Source organism: Citromicrobium bathyomarinum (assembly GCF_038594605.1).
GTDB classification, from domain to species: Bacteria; Pseudomonadota; Alphaproteobacteria; order Sphingomonadales; family Sphingomonadaceae; genus Alteriqipengyuania; species Alteriqipengyuania bathyomarina_B.
Window position 1 is genome coordinate 203,016 of the sequence record NZ_JBCFZM010000002.1, and the last position, 18,175, is coordinate 221,190.

Sequence of the window (18,175 nt, forward strand, 5' to 3'; positions counted from 1 at the left end):
AATTAGCAATTACCGCATAATCCCGCAATCGCGGGGGGCAAGTTTTTTACCCCATGCCGAAACGATGTCACATGCGGACGAGACTGGCACCCCAGGTGAAGCCACCGCCCATTGCTTCGAACAATACCAGATCGCCCGGCTTAATGCGCCCGTCCGCGCGCGCGGCGGCGAATGCCAGCGGCACCGATGCGGCCGAGGTGTTGGCGTGGCGGTCCACCGTCACGATCACCTTTTCAGGCGGCAGGCCCAGCTTTTTGGCGGTTCCTTCGAGGATGCGGATGTTGGCCTGGTGCGGCACGACCCAGTCGATCTCGCCGATTTCGACGCCCGCCTTGGCAACCACGTCGGTCAGCACCTGAGCCAGATTGACCACCGCGTGACGGAACACTTCGCGTCCCTTCATCCGCAGGTGACCGACGGTCTGCGTGGTCGAGGGCCCGCCATCGACATAGAGCAGATCGTGGTGGCTCCCATCGGCGTGGAGTTGCGAAGTGAGGATGCCTGGCCCTTGCGTGGGCCCGGTATCGTCCGCCACTTCCTGCGCTTCGAGCACGATAGCGCCTGCGCCGTCGCCGAACAGCACGGCGGTGGTGCGGTCTTCCCAGTCGAGGATGCGGCTGAAAGTCTCCGCGCCGATCACCAGCGCGCACTTGGCCTGCCCGCTCGCCAGCATCGCGTCCGCGGTGCTCATCGCATAGAGAAAGCCCGAACATACCGCAGCGATATCGAAGGCGGGGCAAGGCGCGCAGCCGAGCGCGGCCTGCACCTTGGTGGCGGTGGCGGGAAAAGTGTTATCGGGCGTCGCGGTGGCGAGGACAATCAGGTCGATGCCATCGGCGTCGATGCCGGCGTCGGCCAAAGCGGCGCGTGCAGCCTCGATCGCCAGGGTCGAGGTCGTTTCACCCTCGCCCGCGATGTGGCGCTGGCGGATACCGGTGCGTTCCACGATCCAGTCGTTGCTGGTTTCGAGGCGGTCGGCCAATTCCTCATTGGTGACCACGCGCGGCGGGAGGGCGGCGCCCGCCCCGCGGATGACGGATCGAATCACTTCGCCCCGCTCTCGATCTTGCCCGACGCGGCGCTGCTCCCGCTCGTGTTGACCAGCATGCCATCACCCAGTTCGCCGAGGTCTTCGCCGATGCGCGCGGTGAGGTCTTCTTCGAGCAGCCGCGCGGCGACCGTCACTGCGTGGGCGACCCCCTTGGCATTGGCGCTGCCGTGGCTCTTCACCACCACGCCATTGAGGCCGAGGAAAACGGCGCCGTTGTGATTATTGGGGTCGAGGTGGTGGCGCAGCAGCTCGGTCGCGGGGCGCGACACGAGGAAGCCGACCTTGGACCGGAAAGATGAAGCGAATGCCGTCTTGAGCAGGTCGGTCACGAACCGCGCCGAGCCTTCGATCGCCTTCAACGCGATATTGCCCGAGAACCCGTCGGTCACCACCACGTCGACATCGCCGCGGTTGATCTTGTCGGCTTCGACGAAGCCGTCGAATTCGAGCGCCAGCGTATGCGCGCCGCGCAGGTGCTGCGCTGCGGCCTGTACGTCGTCGGTGCCCTTGATGTCTTCGGTGCCGATATTGAGCAGGCGGACCCGCGGACGCGCGCGCCCGGTGACGATTCGGGAATAGGCCGCACCCATGATCGCGAACTGGACGAGGTTGCGCGCATCGCACTCGGTATTCGCACCGAGGTCGAGCATGATCACATCCTGCTCTTCCAGTGTCGGCAGCAGCGCGGCGAGCGCGGGTCGGTCGATCCCGGGAAGCGTGCGCAGGGCAACCTTGCTGATCGCCATCAACGCGCCGGTATTGCCTGCGCTGACGGCCGCGCCGGCTTCGCCGCGTTTTACCGCAGCGACCGCTTCGCCCATCGAGGTGCCCTTCGCGCGGCGCAGCGCCTGCGAAGGCTTGTCCTCGCCTGCGATCATGCTGTCGCAGTGGCGGATTTCGGTAGCCCCGGCGAGCCCGGGATGGCCTTCCAGCGCGCGCTCGATCTGCGCCTGGTCGCCCATCAGGAGAAAATTGAACTTGTCGTGCTGACGGCGGGCGAGGGCTGCACCCTCGACCATGACGCGCACGCCTTCATCGCCGCCCATCGCGTCGACAGCGATACGCGGCAAGCTCATGTCATTCTCCGGTACAGTTCAGAAGGCGCGATCAGAGACCTACGGCGACGACTTCGCGGCCGTTGTAGAACCCGCAATGCGAGCACAGGTTATGCGGGCGCTTCAATTCACCGCAATTGTCGCATTCGTGGAAGGCTTCGACCTTCAGCGAATCATGCGAGCGCCGGTTGCCACGGCGATGCGGCGATACTTTTCTTTTTGGGACAGCCATGGCGGCACCTAATCCTGCGTTTTTTCAAAATACTCGTGAGCCGCCTTAAGCGAGGGGCAAGGCCTGCACAACGGCTATGTCGTGCGGCACTTACGCTCCGTCAATGGCGGTAAGAGGCGCGCGCTATACCGATTTCGCGCGCCAATGCAAGCGATGCGTGGCCTGCGCGCTTCGTGCTAGGGGTGGCGGGCCATCGTGCTAGAACCGGGCAAAGAGAACGCCTTAGAGGGGAATTGACGATGGAAGTTGTGCTGCCGGTCTCACTCACAAGCGCCGCCATGTTCGGCCTGCTGGCGTTGTGGCTGGCCGTGCGCGCCGGACGCGCGCGGCTCAAGGCGCGAGTCGGGCATGGCGACGGCGGCGATGCATTGCTCGCGCGCCGGATGCGTGCGCAGCTCAATTTCGTGGAGACCGCCCCCTTCGTGCTCATGCTGATCGTGGTGATCGAGTTGGCGGGGCGCGGCGGAATGTGGCTGCACCTGCTCTCGGTCGCGTTCGTCGTCGGGCGCGTGCTGCATGGATTCGGCATGGACGCCGAAAAGGCGGGTTTGCCGCGCCAGGCCGGTATCGTGATCACCATGCTGACCTTGCTGGGGCTGAGCATCGTGGCGGTACTGGTGGGGCTTCGCGTCCTTTAAAACCGCCGCTCGTGCTGAGCTTGTCGAAGCACCGGCCTGCTATTTTCATGGCCATGCTAAAATGCGATCTTTCGACACGCCCAGAATCAGCGAGTGGGGGAGGCGGGCTAGCTACCCCGCCAGCGCCGCATCTCCGACGAAGGGATTGGTGCGACGTTCCTGACCGAAGGTGCTGGTCGGCCCGTGGCCGGGAATGAAGGTCACATCGTCGCCGAGCGGCCACAGCTTCTGGGTGATCGCATCGATGAGGCTCTGGTGATCGCTCATCGGGAAATCGGTCCGCCCGATGCTCCCCTGGAACAAGACATCGCCGACGATCGCGAATTTGCGTTCGCGGTTGAAAAAGATCACATGGCCGGGCGTGTGGCCGGGGCAATGGATCACTTCGAGCGTGAGATTCCCAACGGTGACGGTATCGCCATCCTCCAGCCAGCGGTCGGGTTCGAAACTCGCGGCCTCCATCTGGAAGCGCGCGCCGTCTTCATCCAGCCGCGAAATCCAGAACCGGTCCGCCTCGTGCGGGCCTTCGATTCTCAGGCCCAGCTCCTTCGCCAGCATGCCCGCCTGCCCGCAATGGTCGAGATGGCCATGGGTGATGAGGATCTTCTCCAGCTCCACCCCGGCCTTGGCGACGCCCGCCTTCAGCTTGTCGAGATCGCCGCCCGGATCGATCAGCGCGGCCTTGTTGGTCTGGGTGCACCAGATCAGCGAGCAATTCTGCTGCAGCGGCGTCACCGGCAGGATCGCGGCTTTCATGGGGGAGGCTTGGGGCGAGGTGGCTGAGTCGGTCATGCGCTTCAGTTGGTCGACGCCACCTGCCATTGCAAGCGTGCCTGGCGAGACCCTGCACCCGGCAGGCGGCGCATTTGCCCCTACCGGCGCGGCACGCGGTTATCTCCGCCACCGCGAACGGGCACGCGCGCGGGCGGGTCTGCCGGCGGAGCGTCCCCACCGTTATCTGCGGAGCCAGCTAGCCCGGCTGCGGCGTTGGAATAGGCGTTCGAAGTGTTCGAACCCAGCGGCGTCAGAGCCGCGACGAGACTCACGGCGATCAGCGTCATGATGATCGCGTATTCGATAGCCGAAACGCCGGACTCATCGCGGAGAAGTACTCGATAGACCATGCTCGCCCCCTAATGCGTGCCGTCTGCCTGCGCGCGGAAAGTGAATATTTCCAAAAATCGGGCCAATTGGGGGAGCGCTCTGCCGCTCGATAACGGGCGACTCAGGGTTAACGGCCGACATTAGCCGAAGCTGATTTTCATTCGGCGGGCGCGATGCGTTTGCTCCTCTTGCCGGGCGGGCCTATCCCGGAGGAGGACCGACACAACGAGAGGAAGAGTCGCGATGCAATCCTACCTTGTCATGCTCGGCGCGGCGGCCGCGCTCGCGCTCGCCGCCTGCCAGTCGGGCGATGCGAGCTCCGAGACGACAACCTCGACGAGCCGTGCCGCCCTGGCCGAAACCGACGAAGACGGCGTACCGATGCTGGTGAATGCGGTGTGCGGCAGTTGCCACGCCGTGACGCCCGATACGCTCTCGCCCCTCCCGCAGGCGCCGACTTTCCCCGCGATCGCCAACCGCGAAGGGCTGACCCGCGAAACGCTGACCGCGTACCTGCGCGATGCGCACAACTACCCCGATATCATGGATGTCGGCCTGACCGACGAGGATGTTGCACTGATCGTCGACTACATGGTCTCGCTGCAGGACGAGGATTACCGCCAGCGACCTTCCTGACTGCGCGTGGCCGCCTGACGACGCGCGTCGCGCTCTTCAAGCGGCCGCAGGCGGGCCCGCGTATGGCGTTGGACCAGCACCGGGTAGAGATTGCCCAGCACGTTCGCGACCAGCATCGCGCCCGCCCAGCCCCACCAGCCAATCAGCGCCGCATAGAAACAGGCGACCAGCCCCGCGATCAGGCATACCAGATGCGACCGCTCGCTTTGACGTGCGGTCCGCGCCGCCGCTGCGACAACCTCGCCATGGGGGTAAACCCGATAGTCGCGGTAGCGGCGCGTCACGATGCGGTTGATATGGTCGCCATTGGTCACGAAAGCGCGAAACGCCTTTGCGCCGAGTGCTTCGTGCAACCGGCCGGAACGCTCGAACCCGCGCAGCCGATAGAAACCTTCGGGAAGGGCGAGGACCAGCGCAGCGCCAAGGATCGAGGCGGCGAACCACGGCCACGCAGCCATGCCCGGCGGCGGCGTATCGAAGCTGCGCAGCGGCCCGTGCGCCTGCCCCCAGAACAAGGCGAACGCGGCCAGCCACAGGCAGAACACCGCGATGGGCAAAAGGTTCAGCCGGTCGGCCAGGCGCCGTGCCGCTGCGCTGTGGCCATCCATGCGGTGTACCCTGCGTTTCTCCTTGCCCATTCCTCTCCCCTTGGATGCTCCGGCTCAACTGGTGCCCGTTCTGCGCCAGCACGAGGCTAGGCCGCTGCTGCGCAGCATTACTTCTGACGCAGGAAGACGTCCTCCACCCCCGTCTCGAACGCATCGGCGATGGCGTAGGCGAGCGACAGCGAGGGGTCGAAGCGCCCGTTCTCGATCGAGTTGATCGAATTGCGCGAGACCCCGACCCGCTCTGCCAGTTCGGCCTGGCTCCAGCGCCGTTCTGCGCGCAATACCCTGATGGTGTTGTTCATGGCGGCGCCCTACGCCGCCCGCGATTTGCGCGCGCGCCACACGATGCTCAGCACGACAGTACACGCCATTTGCGCGACGACGACCGCCATGAAACCCAGCGTGAAAGCGATCAGCGCCAGCGTCCGATCGGGATCGGCGACCCCGGCCACGGCTCCTGCCACGCTCATCACCAACCCGTGGAACGGGGGCAGCGACAGGAGCAGCGCGACAAGCCCGCTGCCTGCGATCCAGCCCCACTGGTTGGAAAACCCCGCCGCGGCGCGATGCCATTCGTCGAGCTTCCGGTGCTCGTAAATGGCGACCACGAAGCTGCCCACGACGGTGATCGTCGCGGCGATCCCGGTACACAGGTAGACCAGCGCATCGGGCTGGTTCTGCAACCAGGGGAGCGAGGCGACAAACACGATGGGTGCGGCGATGGCTGCAATCATCGCCTATATCTTGATGGCGGGTGTCGAGTTCGAAGTCATGGCAATGCCCTTTCTATCCGGCCTCCCGCCTCGCGTTGATACCCAGTTCGCTTGGCTTAATGAGAAGCTGCCTTGTCTTAGTGACAAGTTTGTTTTGCATCACAAGGCAGAATTCGCAAGGCCAAAAGGTTCTGCCCCCGCCGCGCCCGGCTCCGCCCATCTCACAACCGCCCGCTCTTCCACACGACGCGGCCCAGCACCTCGACCTCGTCCAGTGCGACCTCGATCGGCGGGTAGGCGAGGTTCTGGCTGAGCAGCGCGATGCGCCCCGCGCCCGCGCTCGCCAACCGCTTGACCATCAGCGCATCGCCCATCCGCACGACATGCACCCCGTCCCGCTCGAACCGGGAGCCGCGATCGATCAGGATTTCATCACCGTGTCGCAGCAACGGCTCCATTGAATCGCCTTCGACGCTGAGGGCAGAGAGCATCTTGGGATCGAAACCGTTCTCGCGCAGCCAACGACCCGAAAAGCCGAAATTGTCGAACGGAGCCTCGCCCCCTGCGAACTGGCCGGGCCCCGCAGCGACCGCGAGCGAGAGACGCGGGATCGCATGGAAATCCTCGTCCCGCAGCGCCTCGACCCGCGATGATGCGTAGGATTTTTCCGCTTCGCCACCCAGCTCGCTTTCCTCGACCCCGAAGAACTCGGCCAGCGTCCGCCGGTCCCGCTCTTCCAGACGGCGCGGGCTGCCCTTGCGGATAAACTGCTGCAAATAGCTGGAATTGCGACCGATCAGCGCCGAAAGTCCGGCAAGGCTGGAGCCGCGCTCCTTCGCCAGTTCGAGCAACCGCGCGCGGGGCGCATCGCCCGTCGGGGCGGACACAGCTGTAGGATCATCTGCCATACGCATTTTCCTATATCAAAGATTTTTCCTAGACAAGTAGGATTTCGCGAGCGAGCAATCCTTCACCGCGGCGGAAGATTCGATCTTGAGTGAGGGAAAAATATGCTGATTCGAAGGATAGAGAAGTTCCTGCGTGAGTTCGACATGCCTGCGACAAAATTCGGTCGGCTGGCGACGCACGATCCGCGCTTCGTGCTCGATCTGCGCAACGGGCGCATGCCCCGCACCGGGACCGAGCGCCGCGTCGATGGCTTCATGTCGCAATGGCGGGAGACGCAAGATGCGGGCTGAACCGATTGCCACACCCGCACCGCCCGCGCTTCCGCAGCGGCGCGGTGGCGCCGCCCGGCTAGAACGTGCAGTGCTCGCGCTCGCTGGCAATCATGGCCGGGTCGTCGAACATCGTGAGCGTAGCTGGGCGAGCATCACCTTCGCCGGCACGCGGCACACCCTGCGGATCGTGTTCGATACGCCCGACGCGATCGCAGGCGGCGAAGCGCTGATCGCTTCTTTGCCCGACCACGAGTTCGCCCTGCCCGCGCGACTGGTCGCCGATGCCACGGTCAGCGCGGTCGATCATGTGCTGCAACCCGCTCCGCAGCTCACCGTCACCTGCGAAATACTGCTGCTGGAGGACAGCTGATCGCGCACCCGGATGGCGCGCCGGTTTTTGCCTCTAGGACACTGTGTCAGGTGTGTCTGGCGCGCGGCGATCAATAGCCCAGCGAAAGATCCATCTGCGGCTCGACCCTTTCGCCCGCATGCCATTTGCCCAGGTTCTCGATGAAACGGTCGGCGCTGCGCTGGAACATCCCGGTCTGCGCGCGGCCCGACAGGTGCATGGTGACCTGCGCGTTATCGAGGCTCCACAGCGGATGATTCTCGGGCAGCGGCTCGGGCTCGGTCACGTCGAGCATTGCGGCCTCGATGCCCTTGGCCTCCAGCGCATCGACCAGCGCGGCCTGATCGACCACGTCGCCGCGCGACACGTTCACCAGCACCGCGTTGGACTTCATCGCCGCCAGTTCGTCGGCGCCGATCATGTGGTGCGTGTCCGGCGTCGAGGGCACTGCGAGCACCACCCAGTCGAATTCGCTCAGCTTGCCCCGCCACTCATCGGGGCCCAGCGCACCATCCGCGCCCGAGCGGCGCACGGGCACCACCTCCATGTCGAAAGCTTCGAGCCGGGTCTTCACCAGTTTGCCGATCGCACCGAGGCCCTGAAGCAGCACCCGTTCGCCCGCCAGTTCGCGCTTGCCGGGGCTGTCCTGCAGCCACTCGTGCCGGTCCTGCGCACGGACCACCTCGCGGTACCCCTTGGCGTGGGCGAGCATGAGCATGACGACATATTCGGCAATCGTGATCGCGTTGATCCCCGCCCCGTTGGTGACGATGGTGCCGCGCTCGTTCAGCAGGTCGAGCGGCAGGAAGTCGAGCCCGGCATAGATCGAGTTGAGCCATTTCAGGTTGGTCGCAGCGGTCACAACCTCGCACATCGGGCCGGGCTGGTTGAAGTCGAACCAGCCGATCTCGGCCCACGGCGCGAGTTCGATCGCCTCCTCCTTGCTCATGAACCACAGCGGCTCGACCCAGTCGGGCAGGCGCGCTTCGACGAGCGGGCGGATCAGGGAGGAGAGGACGGCGGTGGTCATGGCTTTTTGTTACCCTCATTCGTCATCCCGGACTTGATCCGGGATCCAGCTTCCTTTTTGCACAGCACAGGAAGAAGCGGGACCCCGGCTCGGCGGCCGGGGTGACGGTGTGTCTTCAACCCAGCTTCCACTCCCAGCCGAGGGGATCGCCGTCCATCACCTCGACGCCCTTGGCAGCGAGCTCGTCGCGGATGGCGTCGGAGGTGGCGAAGTCCTTCTGTGCCCGCGCAGCCTTGCGGCGCTCCAGCGCGTCTTCGATTTCGGCTTCGGTGAGGATGGTATCCTTCGGGCGAATGCGCAGATCGGTCCGCGCGAGGCCGAGCAAGCCAAGGCCGAGGACCGCGTCCATCGCGGCAACGGCCCGCAGCTTTCGCGCCGGTTCGACCTTCTTGATCGTCAAAGCCTCTTCGAGCGCAGTCAGTGCGATCGACGTGTTGAGGTCATCGGCCAGTGCCGCCTGAAACTTCTCGATCGCCGGCGCGAGCTTCCCCCAATCGTCACCCTGAACTTGTTTCAGGGTCCAGCTTTCATCCTGCACGCTCGGCTCGGGTTGCTCGCTGGATGCCGGAGCCGAAGGCCTGCTTGCAGAAACGAGTTCGGCATGACGAGCTTTGACGGTATCCACCCCCATCACCATCCGCTTCAGCCGCGTCAGCGCCGCACCCAGCCCTTCCCACGAAAACTCCAGCTCGCTGCGGTAGTGCGCCTGCAGACACATCATCCGGTAGGCGAGCGGATGATAGCCCTTGTCGATCAGCAATTGAAGCCGCAAGAACTCGCCCGACGACTTGCTCATCTTGCCCGTCCGATCGACGAGGAAGTTGTTGTGCATCCAAGTCTTCGCGCCCGAATGCGCAGCATCATCAAGCCCGCCACAACCGCAGAAGGCCTGGTTCTGCGCGATCTCGTTGGGGTGATGGATCTCGCGGTGGTCGATCCCCCCGGTGTGGATGTCGAACGGGAAGCCGAGCAGCTTGCCACCCATCACCGAGCATTCGAGATGCCAGCCGGGCGCGCCGCGACCCCACGGCGAATCCCATTCCATCTGCCGCGTCTCGCCTGCAGGCGTGGTGCGCCAGATCGCAAAGTCGGCGGCGTTGCGCTTGCCCTCGACCGTATCGATCCGCCCTTCACCCTCTTCCGTGACCGCGCGCGCCAGCCGCCCGTAATCCTCGACCGTCGAGACATCGAAATAGAGCCCGCTTTCCAATTGGTAGCAGTGCTCCGCTTCGATCTTCTTCGCAAAATCAATCATCGCTTCGATGTAGTCGGTCGCGACCGACCACTCCGCAGGCTCGCGGATGTTGAGCGCCTTTACATCGGCCTTGAACGCCTGCGTGTAATGCTCGGCAATGTCCCAGATCGACTGCTTTTGTCTGGCAGCCATCTTCTCCAGCTTGTCCTCGCCCGCGTCCGCGTCGTCGGTCAGGTGGCCGACATCGGTGATGTTGATGATGTGGGTGAGCTTGTAGCCGCGCCAGCTCAGCGTGCGCCCCAGCACATCGGCGAACACATAGGCGCGCATATTGCCGATATGCGGATAGTTATACACCGTCGGCCCGCAGGTATAAACGCGCGCCTCGCCCTCATGGACCGGAACGAAGGGTTCCAGCTGACGGTTGAGAGAATTGAACAGCTTGAGTTGCGGCGCGTCGGTCATGGCGGCGCAGATGCGCCAAGCGGCCTGGCGACGCAACAGGCCAACGCTACACCCGCCACACGAAAGGCACCACCATCAGCAAGGATTCCGGAACCGACCCGCTTTCGCGCACGCTCGGCGGCGTGGCCATCGCGGGCTGCGCAATCGCGGTCGTGTGCGACCTTCTCGGCGCGAGCCTGTCGGACCGGGTGGGGCTGGCGAGCGACACGATCAGCAACCTTGCCGCGGGCGAGTGGGACATTCTTTCCGACCTCGGCATCTATGCCTTCGTCGTCGGTGTGCTGGCCGTGACCATCGGCCTGCTGCGCTGGCGCGTCACCCGGTGGGACTGGCGCCTGGGCGCTGGCCTGCTGGTGCTGCTGGCCATCGATTACACGCTGATTGCGGCCTACGAAGCCTACTCGACCGGCGAGGGAATGCAGATCCACTACAAGCTGGTCTATTTCATGGGGGCCGCCTTCCCGCTCACCGTGTTGCTGACCGCAGGCCAGTTCTACGAGATCGATCGGCGGTTGGGCATCGCGCTGTATGGCGGCGGCGTGGTGTGGGCGATCGCCGCGCCCTTCCTGTTTCTGGTTCCGACCGCGTGGGACGGGCTCTACGAGCGCGGGCTGGCGCTCGGCAAGCTGGGCTGGTTCGTCTTCATGGGCGTGATGATCTGGCGCGATCCCGATATTGTGCGGCGGATACCGAAGGAAGAGCGCAGCTAGCTCCAGCCTTCGAAGCGCACATGCTCTTCCAGCGGGACGCGGTTGCGTTCGAAATTGTTCACGGGCGCATCCGGGTCGCGATAGCCGATGCCCATGCCGCAGAAGAAGCGGTGCGTTTCGGTGCTAACCCCGATGTGTTCCATGATCGGATCGGCGTAGTAGGCCATGAATTCCTGCGGGCAGGAATCGAGCCCTTCCTCGCGCAGCAGCAGCATGATGGTCTGGAGCCACATGCCCGTATCGGACCATTGCGCCTCCTTCATCAGCCTCGGGAAGTAGCAGAGCAGCAGGACGGGCGCGCCGAAGCTGACCACGTTGCGGCCCATCGCTGCGGCGCGGCCCGCCTTGTCCTCGCGCTCGATCCCGAGCGATTCGAACATGCTGGCGGAAAGATCGTAGAGGCGCTGCTTGTAGCGATCCTCCTGCTTGGGCGCGTCCCAGTCGTAATCGGGCTGCTTCATCTCCGAACTGCGCAGCTTATCGCGCAGCTGGGCGAGCGGCTCGCCGTTCAGAATCGTCGCCTCCCACGGCTGGTAATTGCAGCCCGAGGGCGCCCAGCGCGCGGTGTCCATGACGCGGCGGATGGTTTCCGGCGGCACGGGCGTATCGAGAAATTCGCGTACGGAGCGGCGGGTGCGGACGGCTTGGCTGACGGATCTTGTTGGTTCGCTCATGCTCGCGTGGCTAGCGGATCAGCCGCTATGCGCCAAGGGCCGCTTCAGAACGCGACCGCCTCGCCAGTCCTCGGCCGACTGCGGGACGTGATGGTCGAGCAACCGGCGAGGGGGGCCTCAATCGAAGAGCCCAAGTCCAATCAGGCATGCGCCGGCAACCATTATTGCCGCACCAGACAGGGCGATAGTCCGCTGAGAGACGTGAACTTTGGGAGGGTATGCCTCAAGGGCCCGCCGCTCTTCGAAAAAGTCTTCGGACGCGCCAGCATCCAGCTCCCGCAGTCGCCTCTGCCGGTGTTCCGACGATCCAAATTGGCGACTGTGGGGCCAAAAGAACGACACGGCGCCGGAGATCAGAAATACCACGCCTGTGCTGACCGTACCGCCGTCCATCTCACCCCTCCACCTCGAACAGGTCCGCCATCTGCCCGATCATCGTGCCGCCGAGCTGCTCGACATCCATGATCGTCACCGCGCGCTTGTAATAGCGGGTCACATCGTGGCCGATGCCGATGGCGACCAGTTGGACCGGCGAGGCTTTCTCGATCCACTCGATCGTCTTGCGCAGGTGCGCTTCGAGGTAGCCTGCGCGGTTGACCGACAGGGTGGAGTCATCGACCGGAGCACCGTCGGAGATCACCATCAGGATGCGGCGGTCTTCGGGCCGGGCGAGCAGGCGCTGGTGCGCCCATAGCAGCGCCTCGCCATCGATGTTTTCCTTCAGCAGCCCTTCGCGCATCATCAGGCCGAGGTTTCGGCGGGCGCGGCGCCAGGGCTCGTCGGCCTGCTTGTAGACGATATGGCGCAGGTCGTTGAGGCGGCCGGGGTGCGGCGGCTTCCCGTCGGCGAGCCATTTCTCGCGGGTGTGACCGCCCTTCCACGCGCGGGTCGTGAAGCCGAGAATTTCGGTCTTCACCCCGCACCGCTCCAGCGTGCGCGCGATGATGTCCGCGCTGATCGCGGCGATGGAAATGGGCCGCCCGCGCATCGAACCCGAATTGTCGATCAACAGGGTGACGACCGTGTCCTTGAACTCGGTCTCGCGCTCGCGCTTGTAGGAAAGCGAATGGCCGGGGCTGACGACCACGCGGGCCAGCCGCGCGGCGTCGAGCATGCCTTCTTCCTGGTCGAAATCCCAGCTGCGGCTCTGCTGCGCCATCAACCGGCGCTGGAGCCGGTTGGCGAGCTTGGTGACGATCGACTGCAGACCGGTCAGCTGGCTATCGAGATAGGCGCGCAGGCGATCCAGCTCTTCGGCGTCGCATAGCTCGGTCGCGGCGATCTCTTCGTCGAACTTGCGGGTATAGACCTGATAGTCGAAATCGTCGGGAATGTCGGTCCAGTGGCGGTTGGGGCGCACGGGCATCATGCCCTCTTCGCCATCCTCGCCTGCGTCGTCGCTGTCGCCTTCCTCTTCGGAAAGCTCGCCCTCGCCGTCGTCGTCCGCATCGCCTTCGGCCATTTCGGAGGCGGCTTCGGGGCTCTGCTGGGGCGACTGATCGCCCGCGTCTTCCTCGTCGGTATCGTCCTCGGGCGTTTCGCCCTCGTCGTCGTCGCCTTCCTCGTCCGCTTCATCGGGCGAGGTGTCCGCGCCCTCGATCAGGTCGAGCTGACGCAGCATCTCGATCGAGAGGTCCTGGAAGGCTTTCTGGTCGTCGAGCTTGTCCGCCAGCGCGGAGAAATCGCCGCCGGTGCGCTCTTCCACGAAGCTGCGAACAAGATCGACGCCCTTGCGTGCGCGCTGAGGGATCGGCTTGCCGGTCAGCGCCTCGCGCATCATCAGCGAGACTGCGGTGGAGAGCGGGACATCGCGGGACTCGGTGGCGCGGGCGATGGGGTCGCTGGCAGCGCGCAGCTCGGTCGCGGCGGCGAGGTTATCACCTACGCCAGCAAAGCCCCGCGCGCCCAACGCCTCGTAGCGAACCTGCTCGACCGCGTCATAGACCGCGCGCGCCACAGGATCGCCGGGCGCACCCGAATCGTGCAGCGCATTGTCGTGGAGGCGGATTTTCAGCGCGAAGCTATCAGCGAAGCCGCGCGCCTCGGCGGCCTGTTCGGGCGGCAGCTGGCGGCCGGGAAGCGGCACGCGGAAGTTCTTGCCTGCCGCGCCGGGGCGGTCCGCGCTCCACGCGACTTCCACCTCGGGCTCGCGCGCGATCGCTCGCGCGCCGCCAGTCAGCGCGCGTTTGAACCGGTCGAGAGGGGTTTCTTCGCTCAACTCGGGGCCTGCCTAGAGGATGCTTTGTCCGGTGGACTGCCAGTCCTTCAGAAAGCCTTCGATCCCCTTGTCGGTCAGCACGTGGTTGACGAGGCCCCGGATCACCTTGGGCGGCGCGGTCATCACATCGGCACCGATCTTCGCCGCTTCGAGCACGTGGGTCGCATGACGCACGCTGGCGACGAGGATTTCGGTATCGAAGTCGTAATTGTCATAAATCAGCCGGATATCGTCGATCAGCTTCATCCCGTCGAAGCCGTTGTCGTCGTGGCGCCCTACGAAGGGCGAGACGAAGGTCGCGCCGGCTTTCGCGGCGAGCAGCGCCTGGTTGGCAGAGAAGCACAACGTCACGTTGACCATCGTTCCGTCGTCGGTCAGCGCGCGGCAGGTCTTCAGCCCGTCGAGCGTTAGCGGCACCTTGATGCAGACATTATCCGCGATTTTGCGCAGCTTGTCGGCTTCCTTCATCATCGTCTCGTGATCGAGCGCGACCACTTCCGCGCTGACCGGACCATCGACGATCCCGCAGATCTCCTTGGTAACCTCGATAAAGTCGCGGCCCGATTTGTGGATCAGCGAAGGATTGGTGGTCACGCCATCGATCAGGCCCGTTTCGGCGAGGTCCTTGATGTCGGCGATGTCGGCAGTGTCGGCGAAGAACTTCATTTTCGTTACAAACCTGTCATATGGGCGTCACATTCGAACCCCGGACATCAGGATTCTCTATGCGATCAGTTAGCCGTCTGGCGCGTCTCTCTCCACTTGCCGCCGTGCCTCTGCTTTTGCAACCGAGTGCGGCGCTCGCGGACGAGACCGAGTTCTGGGTCGAGCTGGCCGCGAAGGGCGAGATTGCGCCGGGGACCAGCTTCAAGTTCGAGCTGGAGGAGCGGCGCAAGGATGGGCCGAACGAATACATCGTGGGCGCGGTGGTCGATCGCGATGTCGGCGACGGGTTCTCCATCGGCGGCGGGATGGAGGTGCACGACACCGGCGGCTTCACCGAAATCCGCCCCTATCAGCAGGTCGGCTACAAAACCGGCATCCTGTCGCTGCGCACGCGGATTGAGGAACGCTTCTACGACGATGCAGACCGGATGGCGCTGCGCCTGCGCCAGCGCGTTCAGATCAGCGATTCGATTGCGCCCAAGCTGAAGGCGGCGGGATCGGTCGAGCTGCTATACCAGCTGCGCGATCGCAATGACGGCGGGCCACAGCGGATTGACCAGTGGCGCTTCAATGCCGGGCTGACCTATCGCGCCGCCGACAAGCTGGAGATCACCGGCGGCTACCTGCTGCAACTGCGCCCGCGCCCCGGCGGCGACACCTATACACACGTGCCGCAGGCGAGCCTCGCGTATCGGTTCTAACGCCCGCGGCTACCGCTGCCCGGCGAGGCCGAAAGCGCCGATCAGCACCGGGTCGTTCGTGCTGCGCGGGTCGGCACGAATCGCGGCTTCCTCGCGGGCGATCTCGGTCCAGATCGTGTCGTTGACCTCGTTCGCCACGCGGCCTGCGACGCCACCGACATCGATTCCGGCGAGGCTGGAGACAATCTGGCCGACCAGCGGATCCTGCGCCACGCGCATCGCGTCGCCCAGTTCGGGCACCATCGCATCGATAACCCGGTTACCGGCCTGAGCGCGCAGGTAAGCGGTCGCTGCGGTCGGCCCGCCAGTGATGAGGTCGATCGTGTTGCGTACGCCGATCACCTGAATCGTATCGAAGATGACCGGCGCGGCACGCTCGCTCGCGTCCACCGCGAAGCCTGCAAATTCGCGCTCAAGCCGTGATTTAACGAGGCCGGAGGTGAGGATTGAGGCGAGCACGTTGCCGCGCGCGCCGAGAAACCCGTCGAGCCCGATCTGAGCGACCTGCCGATCCCAGAAGCCGCCCGGCGCGGTCAGGCGCGCAAAGGCGCGCTCGCTGGAAAGGAGCAGCAGCCGCTCGATCACGTTGGTCACGCGGTCTTGATACGTCGCGCAGCCGCCCAGCATAAGCGCCCCCGTCCCGATACCCAGCGAGCCGAGCAGCTTACGGCGGTCGAGGCCCTTTTGGAGAATTCCGTTCATCATCGTGCCTTCCATGCTTGTGGCGAGGTAGCTCCCACGCCCATATTGGCGGCCGACCCATGCGCCGTATCCGCCTCCTAGTATTCAACGCCGCGCTCGGCGTGCTCGATTACCGCGTCCCCGACGGGATAGCGGTCGAGCATGGCAGCGTCGTTCTCGCGCCGCTGGGCCCGCGCCGGATCACGGGCATCGTGTGGGAGGAAGAACGGCTTCCGGCGCAGTCGGTGCCCGAGGAAAAGCTGCGCCCGATCATCGAGGTGCTGCCCGTGCCGCCGATCCGGGCCGAACTGCGGCGGCTGATCGAATGGACCGCCGACTATTACTGCGCGCCGATGTCGTCGGTCGCACGGATGGTGCTGGCGAGCGGCGGCGCGCTCAAAGGCGAGGTGACGATCACCGAATACCGGCTGTCCGGGCAGGAGCCCGACCGGATGACGCCGCAACGCAAGGTCGCGCTGGAAAACCTGACAGACCGGCAGGGGACGATCCGCGAATTGTCGGCGCTGGCAGGCGTATCCGAAGGCGTGCTGCGCGGGCTCGTTTCGCAGGGCGTGCTCGAAGCCGAGGAGGTCGACGCCGACCGCCCCTACCCCCGCGCCCAGCCCGACCATGCCGAGCCGGTGCTGTCGCCCGACCAGGCGGCGGTGGCGGACGAATTGGTAAAGGCGGTCGAGGCGGGAGAGTTCGCGCCGATCCTGCTCGACGGGGTGACCGGCTCTGGCAAGACGGAGACCTATTTCGAACCCGTCGCCGCCGCGATCCGCGCCGGGAAACAGGTGCTCGTGCTGCTGCCAGAGATTGCGCTGACCGAGAATTTTCTGCGCCGGTTCGAGGATCGCTTCGGCGTACCCCCGGTGCTGTGGCACTCCTCGCTCAAGTCGTCCGAGAGGCGCAGGGCCTGGAATGCCATCACGCGGGCACCGCAGAACAATGGTGCGCAAGTCGTGGTCGGCGCGCGCTCGGCGCTGTTCCTGCCCTATGCCAATCTCGGCCTGATCGTCGTCGACGAGGCGCACGAGATCAGCTTCAAGCAGGACGACGGCGTGCGCTATAATGCCCGCGATGTCGCAGTGATGCGCGGCCATTTCGAGCGGATACCGGTGGTGCTCGCCAGCGCCACGCCCGCGCTGGAAAGCCTGCACATGGCGGAGACGGGCACCTACCGGAAGCTCGACCTGCCGAGCCGCTTCGGCGGCGCCACGCTGCCCACGATCCGCCTGCTCGATCTGACCGAGGAACCGCCAGAGCGGGGCCGCTGGCTCGCGCCCAGCCTTGCGCGCGAGCTGTTCGCGCGGATGGAGCGTGGTGAGCAGACGCTGCTCTTCCTCAACCGGCGCGGCTATGCCCCGCTAACGCTGTGCCGCACTTGCGGGTATCGCTTCCAGTGCAAGCAGTGCAGCGCGTGGCTGGTCGAGCATCGCTTTTCGCATCGGCTCGCCTGCCACCATTGCGGGCACGAGGAACCGACGCCCGAAGCCTGCCCCGAGTGCGGCGAGAAGGACAGCCTCGTCCCTTGCGGTCCCGGCGTGGAACGCGTCGCCGACGAGGTGCGTGAGATCGCGCCCGAGGCCCGCATCGCGGTCGCCACCTCGGACACGTTGAACAGCCCCGCGCGCGCCGCCGAATTCGTCGCGATGGCGGAAAGCGGTGCAATCGACGTGATCGTGGGCACGCAGCTGGTCACCAAGGGGTTCCATTTTCCCAACCTGACGCTGGTCGGCGTGGTCGACGCGGACCTCGGTCTGGAGGGCGGAGACCTGCGCGCGGCCGAGCGGGTCTATCAGCAGATCGCGCAGGTCGCGGGGCGCGCAGGCCGGGCGAGCAAGCCCGGCGAGGTGCTGATCCAGACACGCCATCCCGAAGCCCCGGTAATCGCGGCGCTGGCGGCGGGGGATCGCGACGCCTTCTTCGAGGCGGAGCTGGAGGCACGCCGCCACGCCAATGCCCCGCCCTTCGGTCGCTGGGCGGCAATCATCGTGTCGAGCGAGGACGACAAGGAAGCGCGCCTCGCCGCCGCGCGGATCGGCGATGCGCGCCCCCGGCTGGACGACATCATGATCCTCGGCCCCGCGCCCGCCCCGCTCGCGCAGCTGCGCGGTCGCTATCGCTACCGCCTGCTGATCAACGCCAAGCGCACCGCCGCGCTGCAGGACGCGATCCGCGACTGGCTGAGCCCGCTCGACCTGCCGCGCGGCGTGCGGGTGAGCGTGGACGTCGACCCCTATAGTTTTGTTTGACAGGCGTTTT

General features: G+C 65.3%; 22 protein-coding genes. 7 read left to right on the forward strand and 15 right to left on the reverse strand.

Annotated features, from left to right (window positions below; translation table 11 throughout):
- Positions 1-67 precede the first annotated feature (67 nt).
- From AAG612_RS07945 to rpmF, 3 genes are read right to left on the reverse strand one after another with little or no spacing between them, the layout of a single operon-like run.
- Positions 68-1,048 (reverse strand): beta-ketoacyl-ACP synthase III, encoded by a 981-nt coding sequence (locus AAG612_RS07945; RefSeq protein ID WP_342509032.1) that lies wholly within the window; start codon positions 1,046-1,048, stop codon positions 68-70.
- Positions 1,045-2,127 (reverse strand): phosphate acyltransferase PlsX, encoded by a 1,083-nt coding sequence (gene plsX / locus AAG612_RS07950; protein WP_342509034.1) that lies wholly within the window; start codon positions 2,125-2,127, stop codon positions 1,045-1,047. Before plsX ends, AAG612_RS07945 begins: the two co-directional genes overlap by 4 nt.
- Before the next feature lie 31 nt (positions 2,128-2,158).
- Positions 2,159-2,338 (reverse strand): 50S ribosomal protein L32, encoded by a 180-nt coding sequence (gene rpmF / locus AAG612_RS07955; protein WP_342509036.1) that lies wholly within the window; start codon positions 2,336-2,338, stop codon positions 2,159-2,161.
- Between the two features lie 239 nt (positions 2,339-2,577).
- Between rpmF and AAG612_RS07960 the strand changes: the two genes are divergently transcribed.
- Positions 2,578-2,976 carry an MAPEG family protein gene (locus AAG612_RS07960; protein WP_342509038.1) on the forward strand — a complete coding sequence of 133 codons (399 nt, stop codon included), beginning with the start codon at positions 2,578-2,580 and terminating at the stop codon, positions 2,974-2,976.
- A gap of 111 nt (positions 2,977-3,087) precedes the next feature.
- Here AAG612_RS07960 and AAG612_RS07965 read toward each other — a convergent pair whose 3' ends face one another.
- Together AAG612_RS07965 and AAG612_RS07970 are read right to left on the reverse strand one after the other, a co-directional pair.
- Positions 3,088-3,732 carry an MBL fold metallo-hydrolase gene (locus AAG612_RS07965; RefSeq protein ID WP_342510324.1) on the reverse strand — a complete coding sequence of 215 codons (645 nt, stop codon included), beginning with the start codon at positions 3,730-3,732 and terminating at the stop codon, positions 3,088-3,090.
- A gap of 116 nt (positions 3,733-3,848) precedes the next feature.
- The gene (locus AAG612_RS07970) at positions 3,849-4,100 is read right to left on the reverse strand and encodes a Flp family type IVb pilin (protein ID WP_342509040.1); all 252 of its coding nucleotides are present in this window, start codon (positions 4,098-4,100) and stop codon (positions 3,849-3,851) included.
- A 223-nt stretch (positions 4,101-4,323) separates the two neighbouring features.
- On the opposite strand from AAG612_RS07970, the gene AAG612_RS07975 reads away from it, so the two are divergent.
- Positions 4,324-4,716 (forward strand): hypothetical protein, encoded by a 393-nt coding sequence (locus AAG612_RS07975; protein ID WP_342509042.1) that lies wholly within the window; start codon positions 4,324-4,326, stop codon positions 4,714-4,716.
- On the opposite strand, the gene AAG612_RS07980 is transcribed toward AAG612_RS07975, so the two are convergent.
- From AAG612_RS07980 to AAG612_RS07995, 4 genes are all read right to left on the reverse strand, one after another.
- Positions 4,695-5,354, reverse strand: coding sequence for a glycosyl-4,4'-diaponeurosporenoate acyltransferase CrtO family protein (locus AAG612_RS07980; RefSeq protein WP_342509043.1), 660 nt, complete (start codon positions 5,352-5,354; stop codon positions 4,695-4,697). The two genes, AAG612_RS07975 and AAG612_RS07980, sit on opposite strands and share 22 nt — an antisense overlap.
- Positions 5,355-5,431: 77 nt before the next feature.
- Entirely contained in the window at positions 5,432-5,626 is a 195-nt protein-coding gene (locus AAG612_RS07985) for a helix-turn-helix transcriptional regulator (protein WP_342509046.1), read from the reverse strand.
- 9 nt (positions 5,627-5,635) lie between these two features.
- Positions 5,636-6,058 (reverse strand): hypothetical protein, encoded by a 423-nt coding sequence (locus tag AAG612_RS07990; RefSeq protein WP_342509047.1) that lies wholly within the window; start codon positions 6,056-6,058, stop codon positions 5,636-5,638.
- 200 nt (positions 6,059-6,258) lie between these two features.
- Positions 6,259-6,945, reverse strand: coding sequence for a S24 family peptidase (locus tag AAG612_RS07995; RefSeq protein WP_342509050.1), 687 nt, complete (start codon positions 6,943-6,945; stop codon positions 6,259-6,261).
- A gap of 102 nt (positions 6,946-7,047) precedes the next feature.
- Between AAG612_RS07995 and AAG612_RS08000 the strand changes: the two genes are divergently transcribed.
- The gene (locus AAG612_RS08000) at positions 7,048-7,236 is read left to right on the forward strand and encodes a hypothetical protein (protein ID WP_342509051.1); all 189 of its coding nucleotides are present in this window, start codon (positions 7,048-7,050) and stop codon (positions 7,234-7,236) included.
- Positions 7,226-7,588 (forward strand): hypothetical protein, encoded by a 363-nt coding sequence (locus tag AAG612_RS08005; protein ID WP_342509053.1) that lies wholly within the window; start codon positions 7,226-7,228, stop codon positions 7,586-7,588. The genes AAG612_RS08000 and AAG612_RS08005 overlap by 11 nt, the downstream gene beginning before the upstream one ends.
- A gap of 70 nt (positions 7,589-7,658) precedes the next feature.
- Here AAG612_RS08005 and AAG612_RS08010 read toward each other — a convergent pair whose 3' ends face one another.
- Both AAG612_RS08010 and cysS read right to left on the reverse strand, forming a co-directional pair.
- The gene (locus AAG612_RS08010) at positions 7,659-8,597 is read right to left on the reverse strand and encodes a D-2-hydroxyacid dehydrogenase (RefSeq protein ID WP_342509055.1); all 939 of its coding nucleotides are present in this window, start codon (positions 8,595-8,597) and stop codon (positions 7,659-7,661) included.
- A 115-nt stretch (positions 8,598-8,712) separates the two neighbouring features.
- Positions 8,713-10,257: a cysteine--tRNA ligase gene (cysS, locus tag AAG612_RS08015; protein ID WP_342509058.1), complete on the reverse strand. Its 1,545-nt coding sequence runs from the start codon at positions 10,255-10,257 to the stop codon at positions 8,713-8,715.
- A 122-nt stretch (positions 10,258-10,379) separates the two neighbouring features.
- On the opposite strand from cysS, the gene AAG612_RS08020 reads away from it, so the two are divergent.
- Positions 10,380-10,967 carry a DUF998 domain-containing protein gene (locus AAG612_RS08020; protein ID WP_342509060.1) on the forward strand — a complete coding sequence of 196 codons (588 nt, stop codon included), beginning with the start codon at positions 10,380-10,382 and terminating at the stop codon, positions 10,965-10,967.
- Here the strand turns inward: AAG612_RS08020 and AAG612_RS08025 are convergent.
- The 3 genes from AAG612_RS08025 to fsa form a co-directional block, all read right to left on the reverse strand.
- Positions 10,964-11,641 carry a nitroreductase gene (locus AAG612_RS08025; protein WP_342509061.1) on the reverse strand — a complete coding sequence of 226 codons (678 nt, stop codon included), beginning with the start codon at positions 11,639-11,641 and terminating at the stop codon, positions 10,964-10,966. The two genes, AAG612_RS08020 and AAG612_RS08025, sit on opposite strands and share 4 nt — an antisense overlap.
- 394 nt (positions 11,642-12,035) lie before the next feature.
- Positions 12,036-13,859 carry a cobaltochelatase subunit CobT gene (gene cobT, locus AAG612_RS08030; RefSeq protein ID WP_342509064.1) on the reverse strand — a complete coding sequence of 608 codons (1,824 nt, stop codon included), beginning with the start codon at positions 13,857-13,859 and terminating at the stop codon, positions 12,036-12,038.
- Positions 13,860-13,871: 12 nt separating this feature from the next.
- Positions 13,872-14,525 (reverse strand): fructose-6-phosphate aldolase, encoded by a 654-nt coding sequence (gene fsa / locus AAG612_RS08035; protein ID WP_342509066.1) that lies wholly within the window; start codon positions 14,523-14,525, stop codon positions 13,872-13,874.
- A 59-nt stretch (positions 14,526-14,584) separates the two neighbouring features.
- Between fsa and AAG612_RS08040 the strand changes: the two genes are divergently transcribed.
- Entirely contained in the window at positions 14,585-15,226 is a 642-nt protein-coding gene (locus AAG612_RS08040; RefSeq protein WP_342509068.1) for a DUF2490 domain-containing protein, read from the forward strand.
- 9 nt (positions 15,227-15,235) lie between these two features.
- On the opposite strand, the gene AAG612_RS08045 is transcribed toward AAG612_RS08040, so the two are convergent.
- The gene (locus AAG612_RS08045) at positions 15,236-15,928 is read right to left on the reverse strand and encodes a DUF4197 domain-containing protein (RefSeq protein WP_342509069.1); all 693 of its coding nucleotides are present in this window, start codon (positions 15,926-15,928) and stop codon (positions 15,236-15,238) included.
- 59 nt (positions 15,929-15,987) lie between these two features.
- On the opposite strand from AAG612_RS08045, the gene AAG612_RS08050 reads away from it, so the two are divergent.
- Positions 15,988-18,165, forward strand: coding sequence for a primosomal protein N' (locus AAG612_RS08050; RefSeq protein ID WP_342509071.1), 2,178 nt, complete (start codon positions 15,988-15,990; stop codon positions 18,163-18,165).
- The last annotated feature ends 10 nt before the right edge of the window (positions 18,166-18,175 follow it).